The 26,692-nt window shown below is 32.0% G+C and carries 24 protein-coding genes; 23 read left to right on the forward strand and 1 reads right to left on the reverse strand.

The window, feature by feature from the left end; genetic code table 11:
- Nucleotides 1–214 precede the first annotated feature (214 nt).
- The 5 genes from DWV06_RS11250 to DWV06_RS18385 all read left to right on the forward strand — a co-directional run bounded on the left by DWV06_RS11250 (nt 215) and on the right by DWV06_RS18385 (nt 5,539).
- The gene (locus DWV06_RS11250; protein ID WP_115482286.1) at nt 215–2,629 is read left to right on the forward strand and encodes a YhgE/Pip domain-containing protein; all 2,415 of its coding nucleotides are present in this window, start codon (nt 215–217) and stop codon (nt 2,627–2,629) included.
- Nucleotides 2,630–2,687: 58 nt separating this feature from the next.
- Nucleotides 2,688–4,166 carry a stage IV sporulation protein A gene (gene spoIVA / locus DWV06_RS11255; RefSeq protein WP_115482287.1) on the forward strand — a complete coding sequence of 493 codons (1,479 nt, stop codon included), beginning with the start codon at nt 2,688–2,690 and terminating at the stop codon, nt 4,164–4,166.
- Nucleotides 4,167–4,202: 36 nt separating this feature from the next.
- Complete coding sequence (locus tag DWV06_RS11260; protein ID WP_115482288.1) at nt 4,203–4,631, forward strand: HD domain-containing protein; 429 nt, start codon at nt 4,203–4,205, stop codon at nt 4,629–4,631.
- 304 nt (nt 4,632–4,935) lie between these two features.
- A complete protein-coding gene (locus DWV06_RS11265; RefSeq protein ID WP_235828948.1) occupies nt 4,936–5,244 on the forward strand; it encodes a hypothetical protein in 309 nt (102 codons plus the stop codon).
- Between the two features lie 124 nt (nt 5,245–5,368).
- On the forward strand, nt 5,369–5,539 hold the full coding sequence (locus DWV06_RS18385; protein WP_155522630.1) for a hypothetical protein: 171 nt from the start codon (nt 5,369–5,371) through the stop codon (nt 5,537–5,539).
- Here DWV06_RS18385 and DWV06_RS11270 read toward each other — a convergent pair.
- Entirely contained in the window at nt 5,526–5,978 is a 453-nt protein-coding gene (locus tag DWV06_RS11270; protein WP_115482290.1) for a YjbQ family protein, read from the reverse strand. The two genes, DWV06_RS18385 and DWV06_RS11270, sit on opposite strands and share 14 nt — an antisense overlap.
- A 118-nt stretch (nt 5,979–6,096) precedes the next feature.
- On the opposite strand from DWV06_RS11270, the gene DWV06_RS11275 reads away from it, so the two are divergent.
- The 18 genes from DWV06_RS11275 to DWV06_RS11360 all read left to right on the forward strand — a co-directional run bounded on the left by DWV06_RS11275 (nt 6,097) and on the right by DWV06_RS11360 (nt 26,686).
- A complete protein-coding gene (locus tag DWV06_RS11275; protein ID WP_193726018.1) occupies nt 6,097–6,930 on the forward strand; it encodes a purine-nucleoside phosphorylase in 834 nt (277 codons plus the stop codon).
- A gap of 73 nt (nt 6,931–7,003) precedes the next feature.
- On the forward strand, nt 7,004–8,290 hold the full coding sequence (locus DWV06_RS11280; RefSeq protein ID WP_115482292.1) for an amidohydrolase: 1,287 nt from the start codon (nt 7,004–7,006) through the stop codon (nt 8,288–8,290).
- Between the two features lie 146 nt (nt 8,291–8,436).
- On the forward strand, nt 8,437–9,864 hold the full coding sequence (locus DWV06_RS11285; RefSeq protein ID WP_115482293.1) for a L,D-transpeptidase family protein: 1,428 nt from the start codon (nt 8,437–8,439) through the stop codon (nt 9,862–9,864).
- 39 nt (nt 9,865–9,903) lie between these two features.
- Entirely contained in the window at nt 9,904–10,623 is a 720-nt protein-coding gene (locus DWV06_RS11290) for an MBL fold metallo-hydrolase (RefSeq protein ID WP_115482294.1), read from the forward strand.
- A gap of 16 nt (nt 10,624–10,639) precedes the next feature.
- A complete protein-coding gene (locus DWV06_RS11295; RefSeq protein ID WP_115482295.1) occupies nt 10,640–12,370 on the forward strand; it encodes a MutS-related protein in 1,731 nt (576 codons plus the stop codon).
- Nucleotides 12,361–12,837 (forward strand): ribonuclease HI, encoded by a 477-nt coding sequence (rnhA, locus tag DWV06_RS11300; RefSeq protein ID WP_115482296.1) that lies wholly within the window; start codon nt 12,361–12,363, stop codon nt 12,835–12,837. Before DWV06_RS11295 ends, rnhA begins: the two co-directional genes overlap by 10 nt.
- Nucleotides 12,838–12,897: 60 nt before the next feature.
- Entirely contained in the window at nt 12,898–13,716 is an 819-nt protein-coding gene (locus DWV06_RS11305; protein WP_115482297.1) for a hypothetical protein, read from the forward strand.
- Between the two features lie 79 nt (nt 13,717–13,795).
- The gene (gene tyrS, locus DWV06_RS11310; RefSeq protein ID WP_115482298.1) at nt 13,796–15,028 is read left to right on the forward strand and encodes a tyrosine--tRNA ligase; all 1,233 of its coding nucleotides are present in this window, start codon (nt 13,796–13,798) and stop codon (nt 15,026–15,028) included.
- 98 nt (nt 15,029–15,126) lie between these two features.
- On the forward strand, nt 15,127–17,763 hold the full coding sequence (gene alaS / locus DWV06_RS11315) for an alanine--tRNA ligase (RefSeq protein ID WP_115482299.1): 2,637 nt from the start codon (nt 15,127–15,129) through the stop codon (nt 17,761–17,763).
- Nucleotides 17,763–18,704: a ComEC/Rec2 family competence protein gene (locus DWV06_RS11320; RefSeq protein ID WP_115482300.1), complete on the forward strand. Its 942-nt coding sequence runs from the start codon at nt 17,763–17,765 to the stop codon at nt 18,702–18,704. The genes alaS and DWV06_RS11320 overlap by 1 nt, the downstream gene beginning before the upstream one ends.
- Before the next feature lie 134 nt (nt 18,705–18,838).
- Nucleotides 18,839–19,015 carry a 30S ribosomal protein S21 gene (gene rpsU / locus DWV06_RS11325; protein WP_094377655.1) on the forward strand — a complete coding sequence of 59 codons (177 nt, stop codon included), beginning with the start codon at nt 18,839–18,841 and terminating at the stop codon, nt 19,013–19,015.
- Between the two features lie 242 nt (nt 19,016–19,257).
- Nucleotides 19,258–20,751, forward strand: a complete 1,494-nt coding sequence (gene cls, locus DWV06_RS11330) for a cardiolipin synthase (RefSeq protein WP_115482500.1) — start codon at nt 19,258–19,260, stop codon at nt 20,749–20,751.
- 139 nt (nt 20,752–20,890) lie between these two features.
- The gene (locus DWV06_RS11335; protein ID WP_115482301.1) at nt 20,891–21,481 is read left to right on the forward strand and encodes a putative ABC transporter permease; all 591 of its coding nucleotides are present in this window, start codon (nt 20,891–20,893) and stop codon (nt 21,479–21,481) included.
- Nucleotides 21,482–21,947: 466 nt separating this feature from the next.
- Nucleotides 21,948–23,849 carry an NADH-quinone oxidoreductase subunit 5 family protein gene (locus tag DWV06_RS11340; protein ID WP_115482302.1) on the forward strand — a complete coding sequence of 634 codons (1,902 nt, stop codon included), beginning with the start codon at nt 21,948–21,950 and terminating at the stop codon, nt 23,847–23,849.
- Nucleotides 23,849–24,715, forward strand: coding sequence for a respiratory chain complex I subunit 1 family protein (locus tag DWV06_RS11345; RefSeq protein ID WP_115482303.1), 867 nt, complete (start codon nt 23,849–23,851; stop codon nt 24,713–24,715). The genes DWV06_RS11340 and DWV06_RS11345 overlap by 1 nt, the downstream gene beginning before the upstream one ends.
- A gap of 12 nt (nt 24,716–24,727) precedes the next feature.
- Complete coding sequence (locus DWV06_RS11350; protein ID WP_115482304.1) at nt 24,728–25,219, forward strand: NADH-quinone oxidoreductase subunit B family protein; 492 nt, start codon at nt 24,728–24,730, stop codon at nt 25,217–25,219.
- Between the two features lie 32 nt (nt 25,220–25,251).
- Complete coding sequence (locus tag DWV06_RS11355) at nt 25,252–25,593, forward strand: NADH-quinone oxidoreductase subunit C (protein ID WP_115482305.1); 342 nt, start codon at nt 25,252–25,254, stop codon at nt 25,591–25,593.
- A gap of 13 nt (nt 25,594–25,606) precedes the next feature.
- Entirely contained in the window at nt 25,607–26,686 is a 1,080-nt protein-coding gene (locus DWV06_RS11360; RefSeq protein ID WP_115482306.1) for a hydrogenase large subunit, read from the forward strand.
- Nucleotides 26,687–26,692: the final 6 nt, after the last annotated feature.

Here is a 26,692-nt window from a genome sequence, read left to right on the forward strand (position 1 = left end):
AAACCTCCTTTTAATCGACAATAGAGTTTTAATTTTCTATTATCTATCAAATATTCACTATATTGTTTAATACTAGATAGATTGTTCTAAATTGTTTATTGCAAATCTTAATTCATATCATTATAATACGAAATGATTAGAAAAACAACACGGTATCTATTAATAGAAAGAATTATACTAACGATTATATTTGAATTTGGAGGTAAGGTAAGAGATGTTATTTGAAGAATGGAAAAGTTTATTCAAAAATAAGTTTTTAATTATTGTTATAATTGCAATTATTACAATTCCGTCATTATATACAATTATATTTCTAGGTTCTATGTGGGATCCATATGGAAGTGTTGAAAATCTTCCTGTAGCTATTGTTAATAAAGATAAGAAGGTTACCTATAATGGAACAAACTTAAATGTAGGAAAAGACTTAATTAATAATCTAAAAGAGAATTATTTTATGGATTTCAACTTTGTGGATGAGAAAACTGCCAATGAAGGTCTTACAAATGGAACATACTATATGGTCATCACGATTCCTGATAACTTCTCCGCTAATGCAACAACGGTAACGAAAGAAAAACCTTCGAAGATGGAGTTAGAATACGAGACGAATCCAGGAAGAAATTATATTGCATCAAAAATGAGTGAAACTGCACTAAATAAAATTGAAAAAAGTATATCTGAAAAAGTCACGGAAGTTTACACAAAAACTGTATATGAAAAAATAAGTGAACTTGGTAATGGAATGGAAAAGGCAGCGGATGGTGCTGGAAAGATAAACAACGGAATGTCAGAACTCTCAGATGGTAATCATAAAATAACAAATAATTTAAATAAAATGACGTTTGGAACTTTGTCTTTTAAAGAAGGTACTAAGAAATTAGAGTCCGGAATGTTGCAATATACCAATGGAGTCAGTGCGGTAAAGACTGGCAGTAAAGAATTATCAGACGGAATAAGTTCTCTTGCCTTAGGTGCAAACACTTTATCAACAGGTGTTGAAAAACTTTCGAATGGTTCGTCAAGTCTTGTTACAGGTGTAAAAGATTATACATCAGGTGTTGATACTGTTTATGCCGGTACAGCAGAATTGGTAAAGAATAACACTTCATTAAATAGTGGAATCAATACTTTATCTACAGGAGTGACCCAGTTAAAGTCAGGAAGCAGCAATGTACTTAACGGAATGCAAACGATGTCAGACAGCATAGGAAGTGTTATGACTGAGGAGCAGATACAAAAAATCAGTCAATTAGAACAAGGCATGAAAACTTTAAATCAAAGTATACAAGATTTAAATACTACATTGCAGAGTGTGGACTTAAGTAATCCTGATACAGCAGCTATCATTAAATCAGGAGTGAATCAAATTGCGGTAAATTCGAATATACTTATTCCTGGAGCCTCAGAATCAGTAAAACAGTTATCTACCGGTCTTGTGGGTGTGAAAACCGTTCTCGATCAGACTGGAACGACTGCTAAAGATATGGGATTAATTCAAGGAATGAAAGCAATAGATAGCGGAATATCAAATATTGAGGAAGGAATAAATGGAACTGTTGAGAGTGAGACAGATGGATTAGCTGGAGGAATACATGCATATACGCAAGGAGTAGAAAAAGTAAATAATGGAGTAGAAAAATTAAGTAATAATTCTGTAAAATTGAAGAATGGTGCTACTCAATTGAATACTGGTATTGCACAATTAAAAGAGAAGATTCCATCACTGAATCATGGCGTATCAAAACTAAATACGGGTGCATCATCATTATATCAAGGTACAAGTGAACTTGTATCTAAGAATGAAACATTACTTTCCGGAATCTGCCAGTTATCCAATGCTTCTGAAACTATTAATAAAGGTACATCAGCTTTAGCGCTTGGGTCTAAAAGTCTGGGCGATGGCATAACAAAGTTGTCTGATGGTTCCAATCAATTAAATAGTAGTTTGGTGAAAGGCGCAGATGAAATAAAAAAAGTCAATACATCTGATGACACAGTGGAAATGTTCGCTGCTCCGGTAGAAACACAGAAAATGGAGGCTTCAAGGGTTGATAATAATGGAACAGCGATGTCGGCTTATATGATGACGGTAGCTTTGTGGATTGCTTGCCTGGCTATATGTATGTTTTATCCGATTGCACAATATAGTGGTAACTTAAAATCTGGATTTTCATGGTGGTTATCAAAATTCTCAATATTAGGTTTGGTCGCAATTATTCAGGCAGCTGCAATGGTATTTGCAATCAAGGGAGTACATGGATTTGCACCTATAGAATTAGGGAAGACGGTTGTTGTGGCTTGTATGACTTCGCTGGCCTTTATGAGCATTGTTTTATTTTTTGACATTTCTTTTGGAAAAGTGGGAAGTTATCTATTGCTTATTATGATGCTATTACAGTTAAGTGCATGTGCAGGAACTTATCCAATTGAATTGAGTGGGGAATTCTATCATGTAATAAGCAAATTTATGCCATTTACTTACGCAGTAGATGCATTTAGAAATACGACAGCTATAGGAGGAAGCATCAGAGTACAAGTTTTAGTCTTATTAGGAATCATAATTATTTTTTCATTATTTACTGTGAGCGTATATCAAAGGAAAATGAAAAAACTTGTTATAAAAATTTGATTATATCCAATGATATCTCTGCATATACATATAACAGTATAACAAGGAGGTAATTCCTATGGACAAAGATATTACATATAACCTTTATAAGGACATAAAAAATCGAACCAATGGTGAAATCTATATGGGAGTAGTAGGCCCTGTAAGAACAGGAAAGTCAACATTTATTCGACGCTTTGTGGAACAAATGATATTACCTAATTTGGAAGAACAAGAAAAAATGCAGGCAAAAGATGAAATGCCATTAAGTGGTAATGGAAAATTGATTACAACAGTAGAACCTAAATTTATACCAAAAGAAGCTATTTCATTAAAATTGGGAGACGATGTAGAACTGTCTGTTCGAGTTATTGACTGTGTCGGTTTTATGGTAGAAGGGGCTTCAGGTCACATGGAGGAAGGGGCAGAAAGAATGGTAAAGACGCCTTGGTATGATCAAGAGATACCATTTACCAGGGCTGCCGAAATAGGTACGGAGAAAGTAATTAGAGATCATTCGACAATTGGGATAGTAATAACAAGTGATGGTTCCTTTGGAGAAATTGAGAGAAAAGGATTCTTAGAGCCGGAAGAAAAGACAATCTTAGAGTTGAAAAAGATAGGAAAACCGTTTGTAGTTCTTGTAAATTCAACAAAACCTTATAGTGAAGAAACAATAAATATAGCTAAAGAAATTGAAAATAAATATCAGGTTTCAGCACTTCCTATCAATTGTGAACAATTAAAAATGGAAGAAATCAATCAGATTATGGAGACAGTACTGAAAGAATTCCCATTAGAAAAAATTGCGTTTTATTTTCCGAAATGGGTGGAAATGTTAAGTAATGAACATAAGATAAAGCAAAATTTAATTAGTAATATTCAAGGGTTTGTAAAAGGGATTTTGACAATTAATGATTTTCAAAATAAACCATTGAAATTTGAAGGAGATTATGTTAGTAATATAAAGAGCAGTAGAATTGATTTAGGAACCGGAGCCGTTAATATTGACATTGATATTGATGATAAGTATTATTATGAAAATATGAGTGAATTAATTGGCACTGAAATTAAAGGAGAATATCAGTTGATCTCAATGATGAAGGAACTTTGTGCAATGAAACAGGAATATCAAAAAGTTTCAAACGCAATGAGATGTGTCCGTCAAAAAGGGTATGGTGTTATCACTCCAGAGTTAGAAGAAATCATTTTAGAAGAACCGGTTATTATGAAGCATGGAAATAAATACGGTGTAAAAATGAAAGCAGAAAGTCCCTCGATACATTTGATTAAAGCTAATATTACTACTGAAATTGCACCTATCGTCGGAGATGAATCACAGGCAAAAGATTTGATTAATTATATTGAACAGAATAAAGAAAGCGAAGATGGAATTTGGAGTACTAGTATTTTCGGAAAATCAATTGAAGATTTAGTTGGAGACGGTATACGTAATAAAATTTCTTTAATTGGAGAAGAAAGTCAGATCAAACTTCAAGAAACTATGCAGAAAATTGTGAATGACAGTAATGGTGGAATGGTCTGCATTATAATATAAGACTATTATCCCCGAAAATACTTAGAGGAAATAACTATGATATATACAGAACTTACTATGAAAGCTATGAAAATTGCATATTCAGCGCATAAGGATCAAAAGGACAAAGCAGGTGTACCTTATATTTTTCATCCAATCCATTTGGCAGAGCAGATGAATGATGAAGAGACAACAGTAATTGCATTGCTTCATGATGTTATAGAAGACACTACAATTACCCAGGATGATTTGCTAAAAGAAGGAATACCTCTATTTTTAGTAGATGCAATTGTTTTGTTAACAAAAGATAAAAAGGAAGATTATTTTGAATATATCCAAAGAGTAAAAAGCAATGAACTAGCTAAAATAGTGAAAATAGAAGATTTAAAACATAATTTAGATGAAACAAGACTGCTTACTTGTACGATAAAAGACAAAGAAAGAAGAAATAAGTATAAAAAATCTTTAAAAATGTTAACTACATAATAAAAATAGTCTGTTTAAATTAAATTTTAACACGACAAAAATTCAAGTTTGAGTCACTTGTGACACGAACGCAGAACTAACCGCTTATTAGTTCATGAATCTCTAAGTTAAACTTCGATACCGAACAGATAATAGATTGTATATAACGTAGTTATATACAAAAATAAAATAGTAACTTAAGAGAGCGATTTTTAAAGCTGTCAGCAGACCACACGGCATCATTCTTTTTAGAGTAGTGTATAAGTGAGCCCTAAATAGTTATTTTTTTGGGGATTTTATATTGATAGTTTTAACGATTTGAGTTATGATGGATGAAAGATTTATCTTTATTTTCTATTGCAGGAAAACGGAAAGGTGTTGTCTTAAAATGTTTTTTAATTATACGGAACTAGCAATAACATCTTCATTGAAAGAAAAAGTTAAAATTTGTGAGACACTAGAGGCTAATGGTATAGATTATAAGATTGACACATTGGGAACAGCCATTCGAAACATCGGAATGAGGGGAATTGCAGTAGACCCTGTCGGCGAAAATCAGGCTGTATCTTGTGAATACAAAATCCTAGTCCATAAAAAAAGATTGCAACTCGCTAAGCACTTGATAGGCAATTAAATAATAAAAAAAATCCACCTAAGTTTGTCCACCTACTCAATGAGTAAAATACAGAAACCCCACAAAATTGGAATTTGTGGGGTTTTCATATGATAAATACTATACTTTTATAATAAAACGAGATATGAACGATACAATTTATGTTATGAGTATGTATTATTTTACTAGAAATCAAGCCTATTTGCAATTAACATTGCTTTGTGTCAATGGTACCGAAGACCGCTTTTTGGTCGAGGATAAGGAATTGACACAATCACAGACCAAAGACACTTTTGTTGTATTTATTCCCCCATAACCTGAAAAATAATCTCTCTATGTCGGTTTCTGGTATCACATTCAATTAATGTAAGATTTTGCCACGGTCCTATGGTAATCTCGCCATTTACAAATGGAATGGTAATAAAAGGAGATAGAAGTGCGGCTTTTATATGACTGGAGCCATTATCATCATGCCAAGTGTCATGATGTTTATAGTGAATTATTTTACCTGTTTCATCGGTATACGGTGAAAAAATATCCATAGCTTCTTTTAAATCCTTGGTAACGATTCCTGGTTCGAATTCTAAAGTAGTTAATCCTGCCACACCTCCGGTAGTAAATCCTGTGATAATTCCGGATGAAATACTATGTTTTTTACAAGCTTTTGTAACTGCTTCTTGGAAATCTTTTGTAACATCGATCATACCCATGTGCGCTATTGTGTTATATTCTTTTTTATCTGTGTATACAGCCATAAGAAAACCTCCTTAAATTTTAGTACCATTATATCACGAACAATTTAAAATGACTATTTTCAAAATGGAAATTTTAGGGTAGAATAAGTTTAAAATAAAAATTAATAGGAGGAAAATTATGTTACCAGTATATGAGAAATTACAAAAATGCTATAAAAGTTTTCAAGAGAAAATAAATTTCCAGCCAAAAGTTGGTTTAATATTAGGTTCTGGGTTAGGGGATTATGCCGATGAGATCAAGGTAGAATCCACATTAGATTATCATGAGATTGAAGGTTTTCCGATTTCAACGGTCGCAGGACACAAAGGCCGCTATATTTTTGGCTATATAAAAGATATTCCGGTTGTTATTATGCAGGGAAGAGTTCATTATTATGAAGGGTATGATATTTCAGATGTAGTTCTACCGACTCGATTAATGAAATTAATGGGAGCAGAAGTGTTATTCTTGACAAATGCATCTGGAAGTGTGAATTATGATTTTCAAGCAGGCGATTTTATGCTTATAAGCGATCATATAGCGAACTTTGTACCATCTCCGTTACTAGGCCCGAATATGGATGAATTAGGTGTCCGTTTTCCTGATATGAGTGATATATACAATAAAGAACTTAGAACAATTATTAAACAGACAGCGAAAGAACTTGAAATTCCGTTAAAAGAAGGTGTTTATATACAATTAACAGGACCAAATTATGAAAGTCCGAGTGAGGTTAAAATGTGCCGTATCCTGGGAGCAGATGCAGTTGGTATGAGTACGGCTTGTGAAGCAATTGCAGCGAATCATATGGGAATGAAAATATGCGGTATTTCTTGTGTTTCCAATTTGGGATGTGGATTATCGGACCAGCCGTTAACACATGCTGAAGTACAGGAAACAGCTATTAGAGTTGCGCCTTTATTTAAGGAACTAATTACTGCATCAATTATCAATATAGCAAAAAATTTATAATGCGATTGAAAAGAATCATGTAAGAAATTATATGATTCTTTTCTGCAATAAATTAATAATTGGGGGTTAGAAGATGAACATTCGGTTTTATAATGCTAGAATTTTGACGATGGAAGATTATCTTTCTATTATAGAAGGAGAAGTCTGGATAAAGGGAAATACGATTGTACATGTTGGAAAAATTGATTTTGAGAAGACGAAAAATATTGGAATGACCGACTGGCATAGAGAAATAGATGTAAAAGGAAACTTGCTGATGCCCGGATTCAAAAATGCCCATACGCATTCAGGGATGACATTTTTAAGATCCTATGCAGACGATCTGCCTTTGGCAGAATGGCTTACCAAACAAATATTCCCGGCAGAAGCGAAATTAAGTAAAAATGATATTTATGAATTTACCATACTTGCAATTACGGAATACTTAACCAGCGGAATTACTGCTAATTTTGATATGTATCTGGAACCCAATGCCATAACACAGGCGGCAGTTGATGTTGGATTTCGAACAGTTCAATGTGGGAGTTTAAATGATTTCAGCCAATCGATCGAGCAAATGGAAGAATATTATTTGAAATTAAATGAATGCCATGAATTATCCAGTTATATTCTCGGTTTTCATGCGGAATATACAACTTCCAGAAAACGTTTGGAGCAAGTTGCATCACTAGCAGAAAAATACAGAGCTCCCGTTTTTACCCATAATTCAGAAACCAAGGAAGAAGTCGAAGGATGTATGGAACGTTACCAAAAGACACCTACAAAGCTTTTTGAAGAACTTGGAATTTATGAGTATGGGGGAGGAGGATTTCATTGTGTATATTTAAATGATGAAGATATTGAAATTTTTAAAAAGAGAAAATTATCAGTTGTTACAAATTCAGGATCAAACACAAAGTTAGCAAGTGGAATTGCTCCGATACAGAAACTTATAAATCACCATATCAATGTTGCAATCGGTACCGATGGTCCGGCTAGTAATAATTGTCTGGATATGTTCCGTGAAATGTTTTTGACAACTGGATTAGCAAAAATAAAAGAAAAGGATGCTTCTGTGGTTGATGCGAATCAAGTTTTATATATGGCCACAGTTGGTGGTGCAAAGGCGATGGGATTAAAAGATTGTGATGTGCTTAAAGCGGGTAAAAAGGCAGATATTATCATGATTGATTTAAAGCAGCCCAATATGCAGCCGCTCAATAATATTACAAAGAATATTGTATACAGTGGTAGTAAGATAAATGTTAAAATGACTATGGTCAATGGAAAAATACTTTACGAAGATTTTAAATTCAATATAGGAAGAAATCTCGATGAGATATATGAAAAAGTAGAATTGTTAAAGAGCAGAATAATATAACGAAAAAAAGTCAATATTTGTGGAAAATATTGACTTTTTTGTAATTAAAATTTAAGAATTGTTAATTGTTTTGTACTTGATAAACAATATAGTATTCGATATTATAGAAGAGATGATTTAACATAAGATGACTGGAGGAATAGTTTATGCGGCGCACGAGAAGTCGGAATAAATATAAAAAGTACAATATAGTTAAAATTCTAATTATTATTTTGGGTCTCATTCTTATAAGTTATATAGGTCTTTCCATATATTACATAAAACATTTTTATCATGGAACGACGATTAATGGGGTTAATTGTACCAGAATGACAGTTAAAAAAGCAGAAGATAAAATTACAAAAGCAGTGAGAAAATATAATTTGACTTTCGAAGAAAAAGGCGGTACGAAAGAACAGATTATAGGAAAGGATATAGAGCTGGTAACACTTTTTGATAGTGACTTGGGCGAGATTAAGAAAAAGCAGAATCCTTTTCTATGGCCCTTTGGATTTATACAAAAAAAAGATTTTACCATTAAAACTATGCTTTCATATAATGAAGAATTATTAAAACGTTATTATGATAATTTAAAATGTTTTGATGAAAATAATGTGGTGAAGCCGGTAGATGCATATATATCAGAATATAAGAAATCCGGGTACGAAATAATCGAGGCTGAATTTGGAAATCTTGTCCAAAAAGATAAACTCTACGAATTAGTTGTAAAGTCTATCAATGATTTGAATACGAAGATCAATTTAGAGAAAGAAGAGTGTTATGTTCAACCTGTATATACATCGAAATCAGAGGCATTAATTAATGCAGTCAATACAATGAACACTTATGTAAGCTCAGAAATCAAATATGAATTTGGTGATGCCGTTGAAGTTCTAGATGGTTCCAAAATCAGTGAATGGCTTAGTGTTAATGATGAGAAACAAGTAGTGTTGAATGAAGAAAAATTGAAAGAATATGTAGATTATCTTGGAAGAACGTATAATACGTTCGGTAAAACAAGAACATTAAAAACATCTTATAATCAGACCATACAAGTGAAGGGTGGCGATTATGGCTGGTGGATGAATCGTGAAGCAGAACGTGAAGAATTAAAAGCTGTGATTAAAGAAGGAAAAAAGACTACGAAAAAGCCGGTGTATTTTCAGGAGGCAGCGCATTATGGGGATGATGATGTAGGGGACACCTATGTTGAAATTAATCTGACTGCCCAGCATTTATTTTTTTATAAAGATGGTAAATTAGTGGTTGATTCAGATTTGGTTTCCGGAAATGTTGCAAAGAAAAATCAGTCGCCGACAGGGACGTTTCCGATTTTGTATAAAAAGGAACATGCTACTTTAGTTGGTGAGGATTATGAAACACCGGTAGATTTTTGGATGCCATTTTATGAAAATGTAGGAATGCATGACGCAACATGGAGAAGTGAATTCGGAAAAAATATCTATTTGACCCAAGGTTCTCATGGTTGTATCAATTTACCACATGATAAGGCAAAGATTATTTTTGAGAATATTTCAAAGGGAGTAGCTGTTTTTTGCTATGAGCTTCCGGGTACAGAAAATTATAATAAGTAAGCTAATTGATTATTCAAAATGAAAAGGAGTTGTGGAATCATGATTAAAATTACATTTATTCAACATAGTAGTTTTGCAGTAGAATTTGAGAATGTTGTATTGTTGTTTGATTATTATGATGGAAGATTCCCTGAATTTTTGAATAAGAAAATTTATTCTTTTACAAGTCATAAACACGGAGACCATTTTAGTCTGAAGCTATTCGATTTAGAAGAAAAGTATTCAGATATTGTATATATTTTCTCTAGTGATGTTAAAGTGAATGAAAGATATTTAGAAAGAAAAGGAATTGATACTTCAATTAAAAATAAAATAATTACAGCAAAAAAGGATGATGAATTTAAAGTAGATGATTTAGAGATCAAAACATTGAAATCGACAGATGAAGGTGTCGCTTATTTAATTAATTACAAGGGGAAAGTCATCTATCATGGAGGAGATTTGAACTGGTGGCATTGGGAGGAAGAATCTGAGGAAGACAAACTTCAGATGAAGATTGACTATACAACAGAAATTGATAAATTGAAAAATCAGAAGATTGATATTGCTTTTGTTCCGGTTGATGGAAGACTGGGGAAAAAATATTATTATGGAATAGATTATTTCATGAGAAATACAAAAACAAAAGCAGTATTTCCAATGCATTTATGGGAAGATTATGATTTGATATATCGTTTAAAAAAGTTAGATCAAACAAAAGATTATCGAGATAGGATTATCGAGATATATGATAAGGGACAAATATTTGAACTAGAATAAATACAGGAGAGTGAAAATGGATAAGATTGAAATATTGGGGATTGTGGTAATAATTATTGGAGGATATTTATTGATTACCATTAAATTATTTTGGGATTTAAAGAAAAAAGAAAAAAAGTTTTTACAAACATCAGATGTAGAATGGGGAAAAATTCCTTCTAGAAATTATGATATTAAAGAATTTCAGGTAATAAAGCATTATTTTTTAAATTCAAAGAAAGATGGTTTTTTCATTGATGATATAACTTGGAACGATTTAGATATGGATCGTATTTTCGAAATAATTAATCTTACTTATTCATCGGCAGGTCAAGAGTATTTATATGATTTGTTGAGACGACCTGTATTTGATAAGCAAATTTTAGAAGAACGTCATTTTTTAATTGAATACTTTTCAAAACAAAAGGATGTTAGGAAAAGTATTCAATTAAATTGTGCAAAATTAGGGAGAACAAAAAAATTATCAATTACAGATTATTTAGATAATCTTTTAGATTTTAAGAAAAAGAGTAATTTTAAATATTATATCACGAATTTAGGGATAATTTTAGGATTCGCAGGGCTTTTTTTTAGACCGGATATGGGAATTATGTTTTTAGTAGGAGCTATGGTCTTCAGCGGTTATACGCATTATATTGAAACTTCTAAAATAGAGCCATATATTCAGTCGTTCCAATATATTATAAACCTAATGAATGCTTCCAAAGCTTTGACAAAAGATTCAAATCTTCAAACCGTTGAACTGAGAAAGTATATGGATAGATTAAAAGAAGCACAAAGTCATACAAAAAAGTTTGAAAGAAATTCATTTCTAATCATGACAAACAATAATTTGACAGGCCCTGGACCGGAAACAATTATTTTAGGTTATTTGAAGATTCTTACCCAGGCCGATTTGATTAAATTTAACAGCATGATTAATGAGGTCAAAAAGAATATTGAATGGATATATCAACTATTAGATACGATCGGTCTGCTTGAAAGTATGATTGCAGTTGCATCTTTTAGGAAAAGTTTAAAATATTATAGTATTCCGGAACTATCACAAGAGGAATTACATATAAATGCAGTTCAGTTGTATCATCCTTTAATAAAAGAACCTGTGGCCAATGATATTTCTGTTCGGAAGGGGATGCTAATCACAGGGTCCAATGCATCTGGAAAATCTACTTTTTTAAAGACCGTTGCTTTGAATCAAATATTGGTACAAACAATAATGACTTCTATGGCTGAAAGATATGAATCGAATTTTTTTAAAATTTATTCTTCTATGTCTTTAAAAGACAATTTGGAAAATAAAGAAAGTTATTTTATGGTAGAAATAAAATCATTAAAACGAATTTTAGATGCTAAAAAAGAAATTCCGATTTTATGTTTTGTTGATGAAGTTCTAAGAGGAACCAATACGATAGAAAGAATTGCAGCATCAGCACAAATACTAAAGAGTTTAGCTGCAGATCCCAAAATTCTTTGTTTTGCTGCCACACATGATATTGAACTAACGCAATTATTAGAAGAGTATTTTGAAAATTATCATTTTGAAGAGAAAATTGTAGAGAATGATATTTTATTTGATTATCAATTACTTAAAAATAAAGCAACAACAAGAAATGCTATTCAATTATTAAAAATTATGGGATATGATGATACAATTGTATCGGATGCTGAAGAAACAGCAGAATTGTTTTTGAAAAGTGGAAAGTGGAAATTAAATGCTAATGGAATGGAGGCACAGGAATGCTCGTAAATATATATACAGACGGTGCTGCTAGAGGCAATCCGGATGGGCCGGGAGGATATGGAACGATCCTTACATTTTTAGATGCGAAAGGTCAATTGCATACAAGGGAATTATCAGGCGGTTATAAAAAAACCACGAATAATCGTATGGAATTAATGGCGGTCATAGTTGGATTAGAGGCTTTAACAAAGCCTTGTCAGGTGAAATTGTATTCAGATTCGAAATATGTAGTAGATGCTTTTAATCAAAAATGGATTGACAGCTGGGTGAAAAAAGGTTGGAAGAGAGGCCGTAATGAACCTGTCAAGAATATAGATTTGTGGAAACGATTATTAAAGGCGAAAGAGCCGCATGATGTCACATTTATTTGGGTAAAAGGTCATGCCGGGCATGAATATAATGAACGGTGTGATGTTTTAGCTACTACTGCAGCAGACGGAAATCAGCTGCAGGATGATATCATTTTAGAATAAAGTGAGAATAAATCACAAGCTTTATTTTAATGATTTAAAATAATTGTAAAAGAGGCAAAAATGAAAAATGGAAAAATAAAAAAATTAGTAATGGTTATTTTGGTAATTGGAATAAGTTTATCTGGATATGGATGTAAGATCATCAACCAGAATATTGAAGATGTAAATAATAGTATGAAATCTAATGGAAAAGATTCAGATGCTGGCATTCATTCTGATTTAGAATATACCATAGTAGATGAAAGTTATGAAACGGAAAAGGAAGAAAATTATCAGGCAGTAAATATTCATATTCCCGTTATAAAGGAAATTGAGACTCTAAGTATAGTAGATTATTATAATGAACAGTTAGGAAAAGAATTGTCAGATTATAAAAATAAGAGAATAAAATTAGGAGATGGCGATTATTATCATCTTGATTATGAGATTTCTACAATGACAAATGATTTGATTTCTGTAATTTTCAGAGGTGAGAGTTATGTTAAGAATAAAACTCATCCAATTAAATTTGTTTATACGTATAATATTGATTTAAAAACGGGAAGCACAGTTTGTCTTTCTCAAAATAATGATATTGAAAAGATTGCGGAATTAATTATGAGTGGTGAGAAATTAAAACTTGTTAAACCTGCAGAATTAGATGATGAAAAAGAAATGAAATTAGAAGATTATATGCAGGAATTTCAAAAATATTCGAAAGAAGAATGGATTAAAAAACTTAAGAATGCGGATATCAATATAATTGAAAATTCAGACGGTTCTTTTACAAAAGAAGAAAAAAGTCCAATGATTTATTCTTATATTAAAGATGAAAAAACGATATTGGCGATTAAAGTAAGTCATAAATTAGGTGATTATGTAGAAATTATGCTACCTTAGTTTTTTAGTTATGCTACTTGAAATCCAATATTTCCTATGTTATGATAAATCTTAGTTTGAATTAAGGGAGGACAAGAAAATGTCTGCAAATGTCTATGATATATTGCTAGAAAGAGGCTTTATCGAGCAGACCACTCATGAAGCAGAAATTAGAGAATTATTAGGGAAAGAAAAAGTTACTTTTTATATAGGGTTTGATGCAACAGCAGATAGTTTGACGGCAGGTCATTTTTTGACGATAATGGCTATGATGCATATGCAGAAAGCTGGTCATAAGCCCATTGCATTACTTGGCGGGGGAACGACTATGATAGGGGATCCTTCCGGTAAGTCTGATATGCGTTCTATGATGACCAAAGAAATAATTCAACATAATGCAGATTGTTTTTATAAACAATTTTCCAGATTTATTGATTTTGATAATGATAATGCAATTATTGCAAATAATGCAGACTGGTTATTAGATTTAAATTATGTTGAATTTTTAAGAGAAGTAGGAATTCATTTTTCAGTTAACAAAATGTTGACAGCAGATTGTTACAAAAATAGAATGGAAAAAGGATTAACATTTTTCGAATTTAATTACATGTTGATGCAGTCTTACGATTTCTGGAAATTAAATCAATTGTATGGTTGTACTATGCAGCTTGGCGGTAATGACCAATGGTCCAATATTATTGGTGGAGTTGAATTGATTCGAAAGAAAGAACAGAAGCCGGCATTTGGTCTGACCTTCAAATTACTTACAACAAGTGAAGGAATTAAGATGGGTAAAACCATGAAAGGTGCTGTCTGGCTAGATCCTGAGAAAACATCACCATATGAGTTTTATCAATACTGGAGAAATATTGAAGATGTGAAAGTCGAAGAGTGTCTGGGACTATTAACTTTCTTGCCAATGGATGAAGTTAGAAGACTTGGAGCATTAGAAGGTGCAGAAATCAATCAGGCTAAGGAAGTTTTAGCATATGAAATCACAAAAATTGTACATGGTGAAGAAGAAGCCGCAAAAGCACAAGAAGCTGCGAGAACTCTTTTTGCAAAAGGTGGACATAGTGATGATATACCTACAACTTTTTACGAAAAAGTTGATTTAGAAGAAGGAAAAGATATATTGACTTTATTAGTAGATACAAAATTAGCACCGTCACGTTCTGAGGCAAGAAGACTTGTTCAACAAGGCGGGGTATCTGTTAATGAAGAGAAGATAACAGATATCACCAAAGTATTTTATCTTAATAATATGAATTCAGATGGAGTATTATTGATAAAAAAAGGGAAAAAAGGTTATCATCAAATAAAGTCTTCTTAAAATTACAAGATGATTATCAAATGAAATAGTTACAATCGCCACCAATGGTGGCGATAGTTTTAAATATAGAAATATGTAGCGATTTAGGAGGAAGCATCGTGAAAAAATATGGTGAAAACGAACTTCGAAAAATGTTTTTAAACTTTTTTGAAAGTAAAGATCATTTAGTAATGAAAAGTTTTTCATTAGTACCACATAATGATAATAGTCTATTATTGATTAATTCAGGCATGGCTCCATTAAAACCTTATTTTACAGGGCAAGAGATACCGCCAAGTAAGCGAGTTGCAACATGTCAAAAATGTATTCGAACCGGAGATATTGAAAATGTAGGAAAAACAGCACGTCATGCTACATTTTTTGAGATGCTTGGAAACTTTTCTTTTGGGGATTATTTTAAAAAGGAAGCAATTAGCTGGACTTGGGAATTTTTAACCGAAGTAGTTGGATTAGATCCTGATAGATTGTATCCTTCTGTATATGTAGAAGATGAAGAAGCTTTCCAAATTTGGAATGAACATATTGGAATAGAAGAAAGCAGAATTTTTAAGCTTGGAAAAGAAGATAATTACTGGGAACATGGAGCTGGTCCTTGTGGTCCATGTTCAGAAGTTTATTACGATCGAGGAGAAAAGTATGGATGTGGTTCTCTAGATTGTACTGTTGGCTGCGAATGTGACAGATATATTGAAGTATGGAATAACGTTTTTACACAGTTTGAAAATGATGGAAATGGAAATTATCAAGAATTAGAACAAAAAAACATTGATACAGGTATGGGGCTTGAAAGATTAGCTGCTGTTGTGCAAGATGTAGAGTCTATTTTTGATATTGATACAATTGAAGCAATACGTAATAACGTTTGTAAAATTGCAAATGTTACTTACAAAAAAGACGATTTGAAGGATATTTCGATTCGTTTAATCACTGACCATATACGATCTGCAACGTTTATGATTTCTGATGGCATCATGCCTTCAAATGAAGGTAGAGGTTATGTATTAAGACGTTTGATTCGTAGAGCTGCAAGACATGGAAAGCTTCTAGGAATCGATGGAAAATTTTTAGCTGGTCTAAGTGAAACGGTAATAATAGAATCGAAAGATGGATATCCGGAATTAGATGAAAAAAAGAATTTTATCTTTAAAGTTTTAACGCAGGAAGAAGATAAATTCAATAAAACAATTGATCAAGGCCTAACAATATTGGAAGAAATGCAGGACGAAATGAAAAAGTCTGGTAACAAACAATTATCAGGAGAAAATGCATTTAAATTGTATGATACTTATGGTTTTCCACTTGATTTAACATTGGAGATATTGGAAGAAAAAGGATTTACCATTGATGAAGCAGGATTTAATAAAGCAATGGAAGAACAAAGAGAAAAAGCTCGTAATGCTAGAAAAGTGACGAACTATATGGGGGCAGATGCGACCATTTATGAAGAAATCGATCCAAGTATTACATCAACATTTGTTGGGTATGATAGTTTAAAACATGAATCTGAAATTTTGGTATTAACTTCTGAATCTGAAATTGTAGAAGCATTAACAGAAGGTGATGTAGGAACAATTTTTGTGGCTGAAACACCTTTTTATGCGACTAGTGGAGGTCAGACTGCAGATGTTGGAATTATTAAGTCTCTTGAAGGAGAATTTATTGTACATGATACTGTTAAAATGTTGGGTGGAAAAATTGGACATATTGGAAGAATGAAAAAAGGTATGTTAAAGGTATCAGATAAAGTTCAATTAATAGTTGATGAAAATAAACGTAAAGCAATCGGTAAAAATCATAGTGCAACACACCTTCTTCAAAAGGCTTTAAGAATAGTACTTGGAAATCATGTTGAACAAGCTGGATCAGATGTAAATGCGGATAGATTAAGATTTGATTTTTCTCATTTTTCTTCATTGACGAAGGAAGAAATCGAAAATGTTGAAAGAATCGTAAATGAGAAAATTGCAGAAGCACTACCGGTTGAGACACAGATTATGAAAATAGAGGATGCGAAAAAGACAGGTGCTATGGCGTTGTTTGGAGAGAAGTATGGAGAGGAAGTCCGTGTTGTAAAAATGGGAGATTTCTCGACAGAGTTGTGTGGAGGAACACATGTTGAAAACACAGGCGCGATCTCTGCTTTTAAAATAATTTCAGAAACAGGAGTTGCAGCTGGTGTACGAAGAATTGAAGCGCTATCTTCTAATGCTGTATTTGAATATTATGATAATCTGGAAAATATAATCCAAAAAGCAGCTAAGATTGTCAAAGCTGCACCAAATAATTTAATTGAAAAATTAGAAACTTTTATGTCAGAATACAAAGCGTTACAGAGTGAAAATGAATCTTTAAAAGCAAAAGCAGCGCAAGATGCAATGGGCGATGTAATGGATCAGGTAGTAGAGATAGAAGGTATAAAATTATTAGCTGTTAGAGTAGATGACGTAGATATGAATGGTTTAAGAGATCTAGGTGACCAATTAAAAGGTAAGATTGGTGAAGGTGTTATAGTAATTGCTTCCGCTGTCGGCGAAAAAGTTAATTTAATTGCTATGGCTACAGAAGAGGCAATGAAAAAAGGTGCTCATGCAGGAAATTTAATAAAAGAAATTGCAGGTCTTGTCGGTGGCGGCGGTGGAGGCCGGCCTAATATGGCACAAGCAGGAGGCAAAAATCCAGCTGGTATAGATGCAGCCATTCAAGAATCAATTAAGGTATTAAGAGGACAAATTTAATGAAAATTTTACAGTTTGAAAGGTATAAATTTTTAATTTGTATTATTGCTATTTTAACAATATTTCAAACATCATTAAATGTAAAAGCAGCAGCCATAAAATCCAAAAAGGATTCTATGGCTGCTTTTTCTGCAATTATTACTCAATATGGAAATCCTGCTGGGAGACAAAGTACATTTTATACAATTGAAACAAAATCCAGAGGTTTGATTGTAGTAGATGGAGGTTGGGGATATGATGCTGCGAAAGTACGAAAGATAATAATCAAGAAAGGTAAAGTTGTGGATGCATGGATAATAACGCATCCGCACCCGGATCATGTAGGGGCATTTAATGAAATTTATAGTAATAAAAACGGAATTAAAATAAAAAAAATCTTTACAGTAAAGATGAATGAATTAAAATATAAGAAATATGCAAAACCTTGGGATGAATATGAAGTATTTCAAAAATTTAATAATTTAATAGCAGGATCTTCAAAAGTAAGATACTTAAAAGCAGGAGATAGTTTTAGAATCAAGGGTTTGGATTTCAAAGTATTCAATGCATATGCATCATATGTTTCCAAATATACAAAAGATTTATGTAATGGTGGCTCTTTAATGTTCAAAGTAATAGGAAGAAAGCAAAGTATGCTTTTTTGTGCTGATGTAGGTTCTACATTTAGTGATTATTTATTAAAAAAGTATGGGAATGAACTAAAATCAGACTATTTACAAGTAGGACATCATGGAAATGGAGGGTTAAGAAAATCTTTTTACAAAAAAGTAAGACCGAGAAAAGCTTATTTTGATTCACCGAATTGGTTGATGGAAAATAAAGACCAATATTCTGGTGAAAAAGCTAACTATAAAACGAAAAAGACAATTCGATGTTTAAAAAGGTTAGGTGCTAAAATTTATAGTTTTAAAACGTCACCAAATAAGATTATATTAAAATGAATAATTCAATATAATTAGCAAAAACCGGTTGACGAATTGCAAAATTATGCTATAATTATCATTAGTGCAATAAAAATACCCAAACAGTTGTATTGTGCACAATACGCAACTGGAGGGAGGTTAGGTGTGAGACTATGTCAAATGTAATCGTAAAAGATAACGAGACTTTAGATAGCGCTTTACGTAGATTTAAAAGGAATTGTGCGAAAGCAGGTATCCAACAAGAAATTCGTAAAAGAGAGCATTACGAAAAGCCAAGTGTAAAGCGTAAGAAAAAATCTGAAGCTGCTAGAAAACGCAAATATAATTAATTTTCAAACGATGAAAGTTACAGTATGGGAAAATACTGTAACTTTTTTGTTTCACTTTACTTTAGCCGGTGGTTATGAAAAACCAAGATATACATATTTGAAAATTGAAGATATACTAGTAAACCATGTAGAAATAAAGTATAATTTAATTTGATAATAAGGAATTATAATTTACTATTGGAGGAATTAAGTTGTTAAAGAAATTATCAAAAGTGTTGTTCAGTCGATTAGTTATTGTCTGTATGCTGATCTTAATTCAATTTGTATGGATTGTTTTATTAGCGTATCGTATTAGTGCAACCTTTACTTATGCAAGTGCGATAATACGGACACTTGCTATTATAGTATCCTTAAGAATTGCTAATAAACGTTCTAACCCTACGATGAAACTAGCATGGACATTCATCATACTTGCAGTACCTGTATTAGGTCTGACACTATATTGGATTTTTGGACGTTCTGATTTAAATAAGAAAATGAGGATTCGTTTCGAGCGTACTAATCGAGAGTTTGAAGAATATTTGAAAGGAGATAAAAATCTAAGAACACAGTTACAAGAATTAGATTCTAATATCAGTAATCAATCTGAATATATAAATAAATGGGCAGGATTTCCATTATGTCAAAATACTTCAACCGATTATTTTTCCAGTGGAGAAGAAATGTTTGAACAAATGAAAACTGATTTAGAAAATGCTAAACATTATATATTTTTAGAATACTTTATTATAGAACAGGGCCATATGTGGAATAGCATACTGGAAATATTAGAACGGAAAATTAAAGAGGGAGTAGAAGTGAGATTAATATATGATGATGTTGGATGTATTTCTACATTACCACATCATTATTATAAAATATTGCAAAGTAAAGGAATAAAATGTGCCGCTTTTAATCCCTTTCGACCTATGCTGTCTATTATAATGAATAATAGAGATCATAGAAAGATCTTAGTAATAGATGGATTTATTGCATATACTGGTGGCATTAACTTGGCTGATGAATATATTAATAAGATAGAGAGATTTGGATACTGGAAAGATACCGGTATAAGATTGGAAGGGGAAGCTGTATGGAATTTTACAGCTATGTTTTTAGAAATGTGGAATTCTATCACTCATACAGATATGCCACAGGACTATTTAAAATACAAACCTTATGTATATCATGAAGAAGGATTTTGTTCCGATGGGTTCGTACAGCCATATTGTGATTCACCTTTAGATGGAGAAACTGTTGGTGAGAATGTGTATTTAAATATGATTAGTAAAGCTAAGAAATATGTATATATATTTACGCCTTATTTAGTTACAGATAATGAGTTGGTTACAACACTTTGTATTGCAGCCAAAAGCGGGGTAGATGTAAGAATAGTAATACCTGGTATACCTGATAAAAAAATTGTTTATTGGGTTGGAGAGTCGTATTTTCCAAGATTTATTGAAGCGGGAATTAAGATATATCGCTTTAAACCGGGATTTATTCATGCCAAGTGTTATGTTTGTGATGATGAAGTTGCTACTGTAGGTACTTTTAATATGGATTACAGAAGCTTATATTTGCATTTTGAGTGTGGCGTATGGATGTATAAAAGTAAAGCAGTAAAACAAATGAAGGAAGATATGTTAAAAACCTTTGAACAATCAGAATTAATAACCAGTGAGGACTGTAAAAACAGATTCTGGCTTGTAAAAAGTATTCAAGAATTGTTTATTTTGTTTGCACCTTTACTTTAGAAATATTAAGAAAGTATTAACTGCTTAAGAAAAATATAAAACATTTCTAAATAAATCAAGTAGATTATTATATAATGTTATGATATAATGTTATTTGGTGAGAAAATTTGTAGAAAAGATGAGGTTGGTGAAAGGTTTTATGTGGGATAAGATAATATTAGGTACAGATGTGTATCATATTATCCAATGGTTTTTAATTTATAGTATAATAGGATGGATTGTTGAATCGATTTTCATGTCAATATGTAATCGAAAATTAACAAATAGAGGATTTGTCAAAGGACCTATTTGTCCTATATATGGCATTGGAGCATTAACTGTATATTTTGTTTTAAGTCCATTTCAGGGACGTTACGTTATGTTATACATATTAGGACTTATTTTAGCTACCACAATTGAATATGTAACTGCTCGTATCATGATTTTTCTTTTTGGGCAGGTATGGTGGGACTACAATGAAAAGCCATTCAATTATAAAGGAATCTTATGTTTGGAAAGTTCTGTTGCGTGGGGATTCTATACAATATTCTTCTTTATGTTCGGCCATCAAGCGGTTATAAAATTTGTGGATAGTTATCAGGTCAATGTAGGAAAAACCTTAGCTATTATATTGCTGTTTTATTATCTTGTAGATTTTACCATTTGTGTATTTAGAGAAAAAGAAGATTATGTACCAGAACGGATAATTAAAATTAAAGATAGTATAAATATGAGAATAAGAAGAAGTTGAGATTAAAAAGTTTTTTTGTAATGATATTCATTACTTAAAAACTTTTTTTGATTGGAACACTTATTTTGGAGTCTGTAGATAAAAACATTTTGACGTTATAAGTAGAATGTCAAAAAATGTATTTAGGTATATTTCACAAAAATAATGACGAATTTACTCGAATTATAAAAAGTAATTATAGAAATGTTACTATAGAGTGCGGATTGACAGTTGTAGAATGTGCACAATCTTTTCTTTTTGTCGAAAAAATTAAGACAATTTCCTTGTAGTAAAAATAAAAAAGTTGTAAAATACAAATAGTCACGTCTTTTATAATTATAAATATTTTGAAAAAAATGTAAAAAAAGTATAAAGATACCACTACTAATTTTAAAAAAACCTGTATTGTATGATAGTGTCAATTTGCTTCTATCATACAGTATTTTATCGGATAGATATTAACACATTATGAAGGAGGAAGAGCAAATTGAGTTTTATCGCATTTTTAATTTGTTTTCCATTTATCGTAGCAGCATTATTATTCCTGACTAAAAATGATACCATAAGAAGAGTTATTGTTATTCTTAGTGCTATTGCTATCACTGCAGTTGCTTTGATTTTTTCCATTTCAGGAATTGTAAATAATGCCTGTCTGGAATATTTGGAAGATACACATACAATTGATCAAATTATGATAATAGGAGAGTTGGCAATACTACTATTGATTATAATAACTAGCTTAAAATATAAAAAGTACTTTGTAATTCTATTGGCAATTACTCAGACTTCATTAATAATCTGGTTTGAAGAGTTTGGATATAAAAGTCATGAAAAAATAGTACATATTTTTTCTGATCGTTTCACAAATATTATGTGTTTAGTTATAGCAGTGGTTGGATGCATGATATGTGTTTATGCTTTGGGTTATATGAAAGATTATCATAAACATCATAAAGAATATGTTGATAGAAGACCTATGTTTTTTACTTTACTTTTTGTATTTTTAGGAGCAATGTTTGGGCTTGTATTTTCGAATAATTTAATTTGGATGTATTTTTTCTGGGAAATTACAAGTGTTTGTTCTTATCTGTTGATTGGATATACAAAAACGAATATAGCAATTAACAATTCTTTCAAAGCGTTATGGATGAATTTATTAGGAGGTTTAGGATTTGCAATTGCAATCGTATACTTGGGATTTAATCATGATATTGTATCTTTACAACAATTAGTTGCTTCACATGGGACTTTGATTGCTGTTAGTTTGTTAGCTTTTGCAGGATTGACCAAATCTGCTCAAATGCCATTTTCTGGCTGGCTATTAGGGGCAATGGTTGCACCGACACCTACTTCGGCACTATTACATAGTGCTACAATGGTAAATGCAGGTGTATATTTGTTATTACGGTTATCACCTCTTATGGAAGGAAATTTGGCAGGTATCATGGTATCGTTAATCGGTGGCTTTACATTCTTTGCAACTTCAATGATTGCGATATCACAAAGTGATGCAAAAAAAGTGTTGGCATATTCCACAATTTCCAATTTAGGATTAATTACTGCTTGCGCAGGTGGTGGAAATGCAGAAACTACATGGGCTGGAATATTGTTATTGATTTTCCATGCGGTATCAAAATCCCTTTTATTCCAATCAGTTGGTGCTGTTGAAAATGAAACAGGTTCAAGAGATATTGAAGATATGCATGGTCTCATAGTAAGATATCCACATTTGGCATATATTATGTTAATAGGTATATGTGGAATGTTTTTAGCTCCGTTTGGAATGTTGATTTCAAAATGGGCTGCCTTAAAAGCATTTATTGACACAGGAAATATGATACTTGTACTTTTAATAGCGTTTGGTAGTGCAACAACAATGTTTTATTGGACAAAGTGGTTAGCTAAGTTAATATCAGTATCACATCGTAGTAAGATTCATCCGGATAGAACAGAATCTACAGAGTGGTTCTCATTGATTTCACATGCTGTTTTAGTCGTAGTGCTTTGTCTGGTATTTCCATTTGTATCAATGGGATTAGTTGAACCATTGGTCACAGAGATGTTTGAGTTAGATATACCTGTAATTATAAGTAAAGGAAATATGATAATTATGATTATCATGCTTTGTATGATTATAATTTTACCGGTAGCTGTTCGTATTTTAACAAGTAAAACACGTTATAAGAAAGAAATATCTTATATGGGTGGAATTAATACTGGTGATGATAGAGGTTTTGTAGATTCATTTGGAGATCATAAAGATATGTATTTGTCCAATTGGTATATGAATGATTATTTTGGTGAACATAAGATATTTAATATTTCCTTATGGTTATCCTCAGGGATTATTATTATTTTGATGGTACTTACGATAGGAGGCGCATTTTAATGTTAGAAGTTATTTTACGAGGACTTGTATTCATAATAGCTGCACCATTTGTAGGCGGTCTATTATCTGGAATTGATCGTAAAATTACAGCAAGAATGCAAGGCAGAAGAGGGCCATCAATCTTTCAATCATTTTATGATGTGAGAAAATTGTTGTCCAAACAGGTATTGATTGTGAATTCACTGCAGCATATGTTAGTATGGGGATTTTTAATCTTTGTTGTATTTACAGGTGTATTGTTTTTTGCAGGTGAAGATATTTTATTAGTCATATTTTCACTTACAACAGCAGTTATGTTTATGGTAATGGCATCTTACTCTGTTAATTCCCCATTTAGTGCAATGGGTTCTCAAAGAGAATTGATACAGATGATGTCGTATGAGCCAATGTTGTTAATTAGTGCTGTTGGCTTTTATATGGCTACCGGAACTTTTAATATCAAAGGTATTATGCAGGCGAATATTCCGGCTATCGTATATTTACCGGGTGTATTTGCTGGATTCTTATATATTTTAACAGTCAAACTTGGAAAATCACCATTTGATTTAAGTAATTCACATCATGCACACCAAGAAATGGTAAAAGGAATTACAACAGAAATGTCTGGAAGTGTTTTTGCATTAATTGAGATTGCGCACTGGTATGAAAATGTGTTCCTTCTCGGTATTGTAGGCTTGTTTATTGTATCAAATCAATGGTGGAGCTGGATCATTGCTGGTATAGTAATATTAATAACATTCTTTTTAGAAATTTTAATTGATAATACATCAGCAAGAGTAAAATGGGATGTTATGTTAAAAACAGTATGGGCAATTACATTGGTTGTCGGCGGTATTAATATATTTATCTTGGACATTATACGATAGGAGGGAACAAGAATGGCTAAATTAAAAAAATCTCCATGGATTATACATTATGATGGATCTAGTTGTAATGGGTGTGATATTGAAGTTCTTGCTTGTTTAACTCCCCTTTATGATGTAGAACGTTTTGGAGTTATTAATACTGGAAATCCAAAACATGCAGACATTTTGTTAATAACCGGAGGAATTAATGCACAGAACAAAAAGGTTGTAGAACAGATATATCAGCAGATGCCAGAACCTAAAGTAGTAGTAGCAGTTGGAATTTGTGCATATAACGGTGGAATATTCAAAGAGTGTTATAATATTTTGGGTGGTGTAGATAAAGTGATTCCGGTCGATATTTATGTACCGGGTTGTGCAGCAAGACCTGAATCAATCATTGATGGAGTGGTACAAGCTGTAGACTTATTAGAAATGAAACAAGATTATTTTGAAAAAAATGGTATATCGTATAATAAAGCAATGAAAAACAAAAATGAATCAAATAAAGAGAATGAGAGTTAATGAGAGTTAATGCATAAGTAAAGGATGATATCATGAGAGAAGAATATAAAATCATTGAGTTGCAACCGGAACGATTAGTAGATACGGCTATGAGATTAAAACGTGATTTATATAGATTGGTACAAATATGTGCTGTTCGTATCGAGTCAGGTTATGAATTGACATATTCATTTGCAAAAGAGTATGAATTTTTAAACTATCGGCTTGTAATTAACGAAGATGTTGTAGTTACCAGTATTAGTGGTGTATTTGAAACTGCATTTTTATATGAAAATGAAATGAAAGATTTATTTGGGGTTAATATTGATTTAATTAATCTTGATTATAAAGGAAATCTTTATCGTATTGAAAAACCTACACCATATAAAGAATAAAGGAGAATGAACAATGGGAAACAGAAGCATTGTGCCCTTTGGTCCTCAGCATCCTGTTTTGCCAGAGCCTATACACTTGGATTTGGTAGTAGAGGATGAAAAAGTGGTTGAAGCAATTCCGTCAATTGGATTTATCCATAGAGGATTAGAGCATATAGTAAAGAAAAAAGATTTTAATGATTATGTATATGTAGCAGAACGCGTTTGCGGTATTTGCAGTTTTATGCATGGAATGAGTTATTGTGAAGCTGTTGAACGAGTTATGGATGTTGATATTCCGGAAAGAGCAAAATATTTAAGAACGATTTGGTGTGAAATGTCAAGAATACACAGCCATATGTTATGGCTGGGACTTCTTGCGGATGCATTTGGATTTGAAAGTCTGTTTTATCAATGCTGGAGAATGAGAGAAAAAATCTTAGATATGTTCGAGATGTCCACAGGAGGACGAGTTATTTTTTCAGTAAATAAAGTAGGCGGTGTTTTAAGAGACATGGATCATGAAATGCTGTCAAATTTTATAAAGCAGTTTGATGATATGGAAAAAGACATTATTGAACTTACAAATGTATTTTTAGAGGATTATACTGTAAATACCAGATTACGAGATGTAGGAATTCTTACAAAAGAACAAGGGTTAGAGTTAGGCGTCGTAGGTCCAATGATGAGAGCTTCTGGAATTGCCTTCGATACCAGAAAATTAAAATATGCTGCTTATGAATGGATCGATGTAGAACCTGTAGTAGCGACTGAAGGAGATTGTTATGCTCGTACTTATGTAAGAATAAAAGAAATTTTTCAAGCTTTTGATATCATACGTCAAGCAGTAAAACAAATTCCTGATGGAGAAATTGCAATCAAAGCAAAAGGTATGCCAAATGGTGAAGCATTTGTGCGTGTTGAACAGCCTAGAGGAGAAGCGATTTATTATGTAAAAGGAAATGGGACAAAATTCTTAGATAGATTCCGTGTAAGAACGCCAACATTCGCAAATATTCCTTCTTTATTGGAAACAACAAAAGGAGCACAGTTGGCAGATGTACCAATTTTAATTTTAACTATAGATCCGTGTATTAGTTGTACAGAACGATGAAAGGAG

The sequence above is a fragment of the Anaerosacchariphilus polymeriproducens genome (genome assembly GCF_003363435.1).
Lineage (GTDB): Bacteria > Bacillota > Clostridia > Lachnospirales > Lachnospiraceae > Anaerosacchariphilus > Anaerosacchariphilus polymeriproducens.

Excerpts from the sequence above, each read along its gene's own strand:
- DWV06_RS11250 (WP_115482286.1), top strand. The coding sequence starts at position 215 with ATGTTATTTGAAGAATGGAAAAGTTTATTCAAAAATAAGTTTTTAATT.
- spoIVA (WP_115482287.1), top strand. The coding sequence starts at position 2,688 with ATGGACAAAGATATTACATATAACCTTTATAAGGACATAAAAAATCGA.
- DWV06_RS11260 (WP_115482288.1), top strand. The coding sequence starts at position 4,203 with ATGATATATACAGAACTTACTATGAAAGCTATGAAAATTGCATATTCA.
- DWV06_RS11265 (WP_235828948.1), top strand. The coding sequence starts at position 4,936 with ATGATGGATGAAAGATTTATCTTTATTTTCTATTGCAGGAAAACGGAA.
- DWV06_RS18385 (WP_155522630.1), top strand. The coding sequence starts at position 5,369 with ATGAACGATACAATTTATGTTATGAGTATGTATTATTTTACTAGAAAT.
- DWV06_RS11270 (WP_115482290.1), bottom strand. The coding sequence starts at position 5,978 with ATGGCTGTATACACAGATAAAAAAGAATATAACACAATAGCGCACATG.
- DWV06_RS11275 (WP_193726018.1), top strand. The coding sequence starts at position 6,097 with ATGTTACCAGTATATGAGAAATTACAAAAATGCTATAAAAGTTTTCAA.
- DWV06_RS11280 (WP_115482292.1), top strand. The coding sequence starts at position 7,004 with ATGAACATTCGGTTTTATAATGCTAGAATTTTGACGATGGAAGATTAT.
- DWV06_RS11285 (WP_115482293.1), top strand. The coding sequence starts at position 8,437 with ATGCGGCGCACGAGAAGTCGGAATAAATATAAAAAGTACAATATAGTT.
- DWV06_RS11290 (WP_115482294.1), top strand. The coding sequence starts at position 9,904 with ATGATTAAAATTACATTTATTCAACATAGTAGTTTTGCAGTAGAATTT.
- DWV06_RS11295 (WP_115482295.1), top strand. The coding sequence starts at position 10,640 with ATGGATAAGATTGAAATATTGGGGATTGTGGTAATAATTATTGGAGGA.
- rnhA (WP_115482296.1), top strand. The coding sequence starts at position 12,361 with ATGCTCGTAAATATATATACAGACGGTGCTGCTAGAGGCAATCCGGAT.
- DWV06_RS11305 (WP_115482297.1), top strand. The coding sequence starts at position 12,898 with ATGAAAAATGGAAAAATAAAAAAATTAGTAATGGTTATTTTGGTAATT.
- tyrS (WP_115482298.1), top strand. The coding sequence starts at position 13,796 with ATGTCTGCAAATGTCTATGATATATTGCTAGAAAGAGGCTTTATCGAG.
- DWV06_RS11320 (WP_115482300.1), top strand. The coding sequence starts at position 17,763 with ATGAAAATTTTACAGTTTGAAAGGTATAAATTTTTAATTTGTATTATT.
- rpsU (WP_094377655.1), top strand. The coding sequence starts at position 18,839 with ATGTCAAATGTAATCGTAAAAGATAACGAGACTTTAGATAGCGCTTTA.
- cls (WP_115482500.1), top strand. The coding sequence starts at position 19,258 with ATGCTGATCTTAATTCAATTTGTATGGATTGTTTTATTAGCGTATCGT.
- DWV06_RS11335 (WP_115482301.1), top strand. The coding sequence starts at position 20,891 with ATGTGGGATAAGATAATATTAGGTACAGATGTGTATCATATTATCCAA.
- DWV06_RS11345 (WP_115482303.1), top strand. The coding sequence starts at position 23,849 with ATGTTAGAAGTTATTTTACGAGGACTTGTATTCATAATAGCTGCACCA.
- DWV06_RS11350 (WP_115482304.1), top strand. The coding sequence starts at position 24,728 with ATGGCTAAATTAAAAAAATCTCCATGGATTATACATTATGATGGATCT.
- DWV06_RS11355 (WP_115482305.1), top strand. The coding sequence starts at position 25,252 with ATGAGAGAAGAATATAAAATCATTGAGTTGCAACCGGAACGATTAGTA.
- DWV06_RS11360 (WP_115482306.1), top strand. The coding sequence starts at position 25,607 with ATGGGAAACAGAAGCATTGTGCCCTTTGGTCCTCAGCATCCTGTTTTG.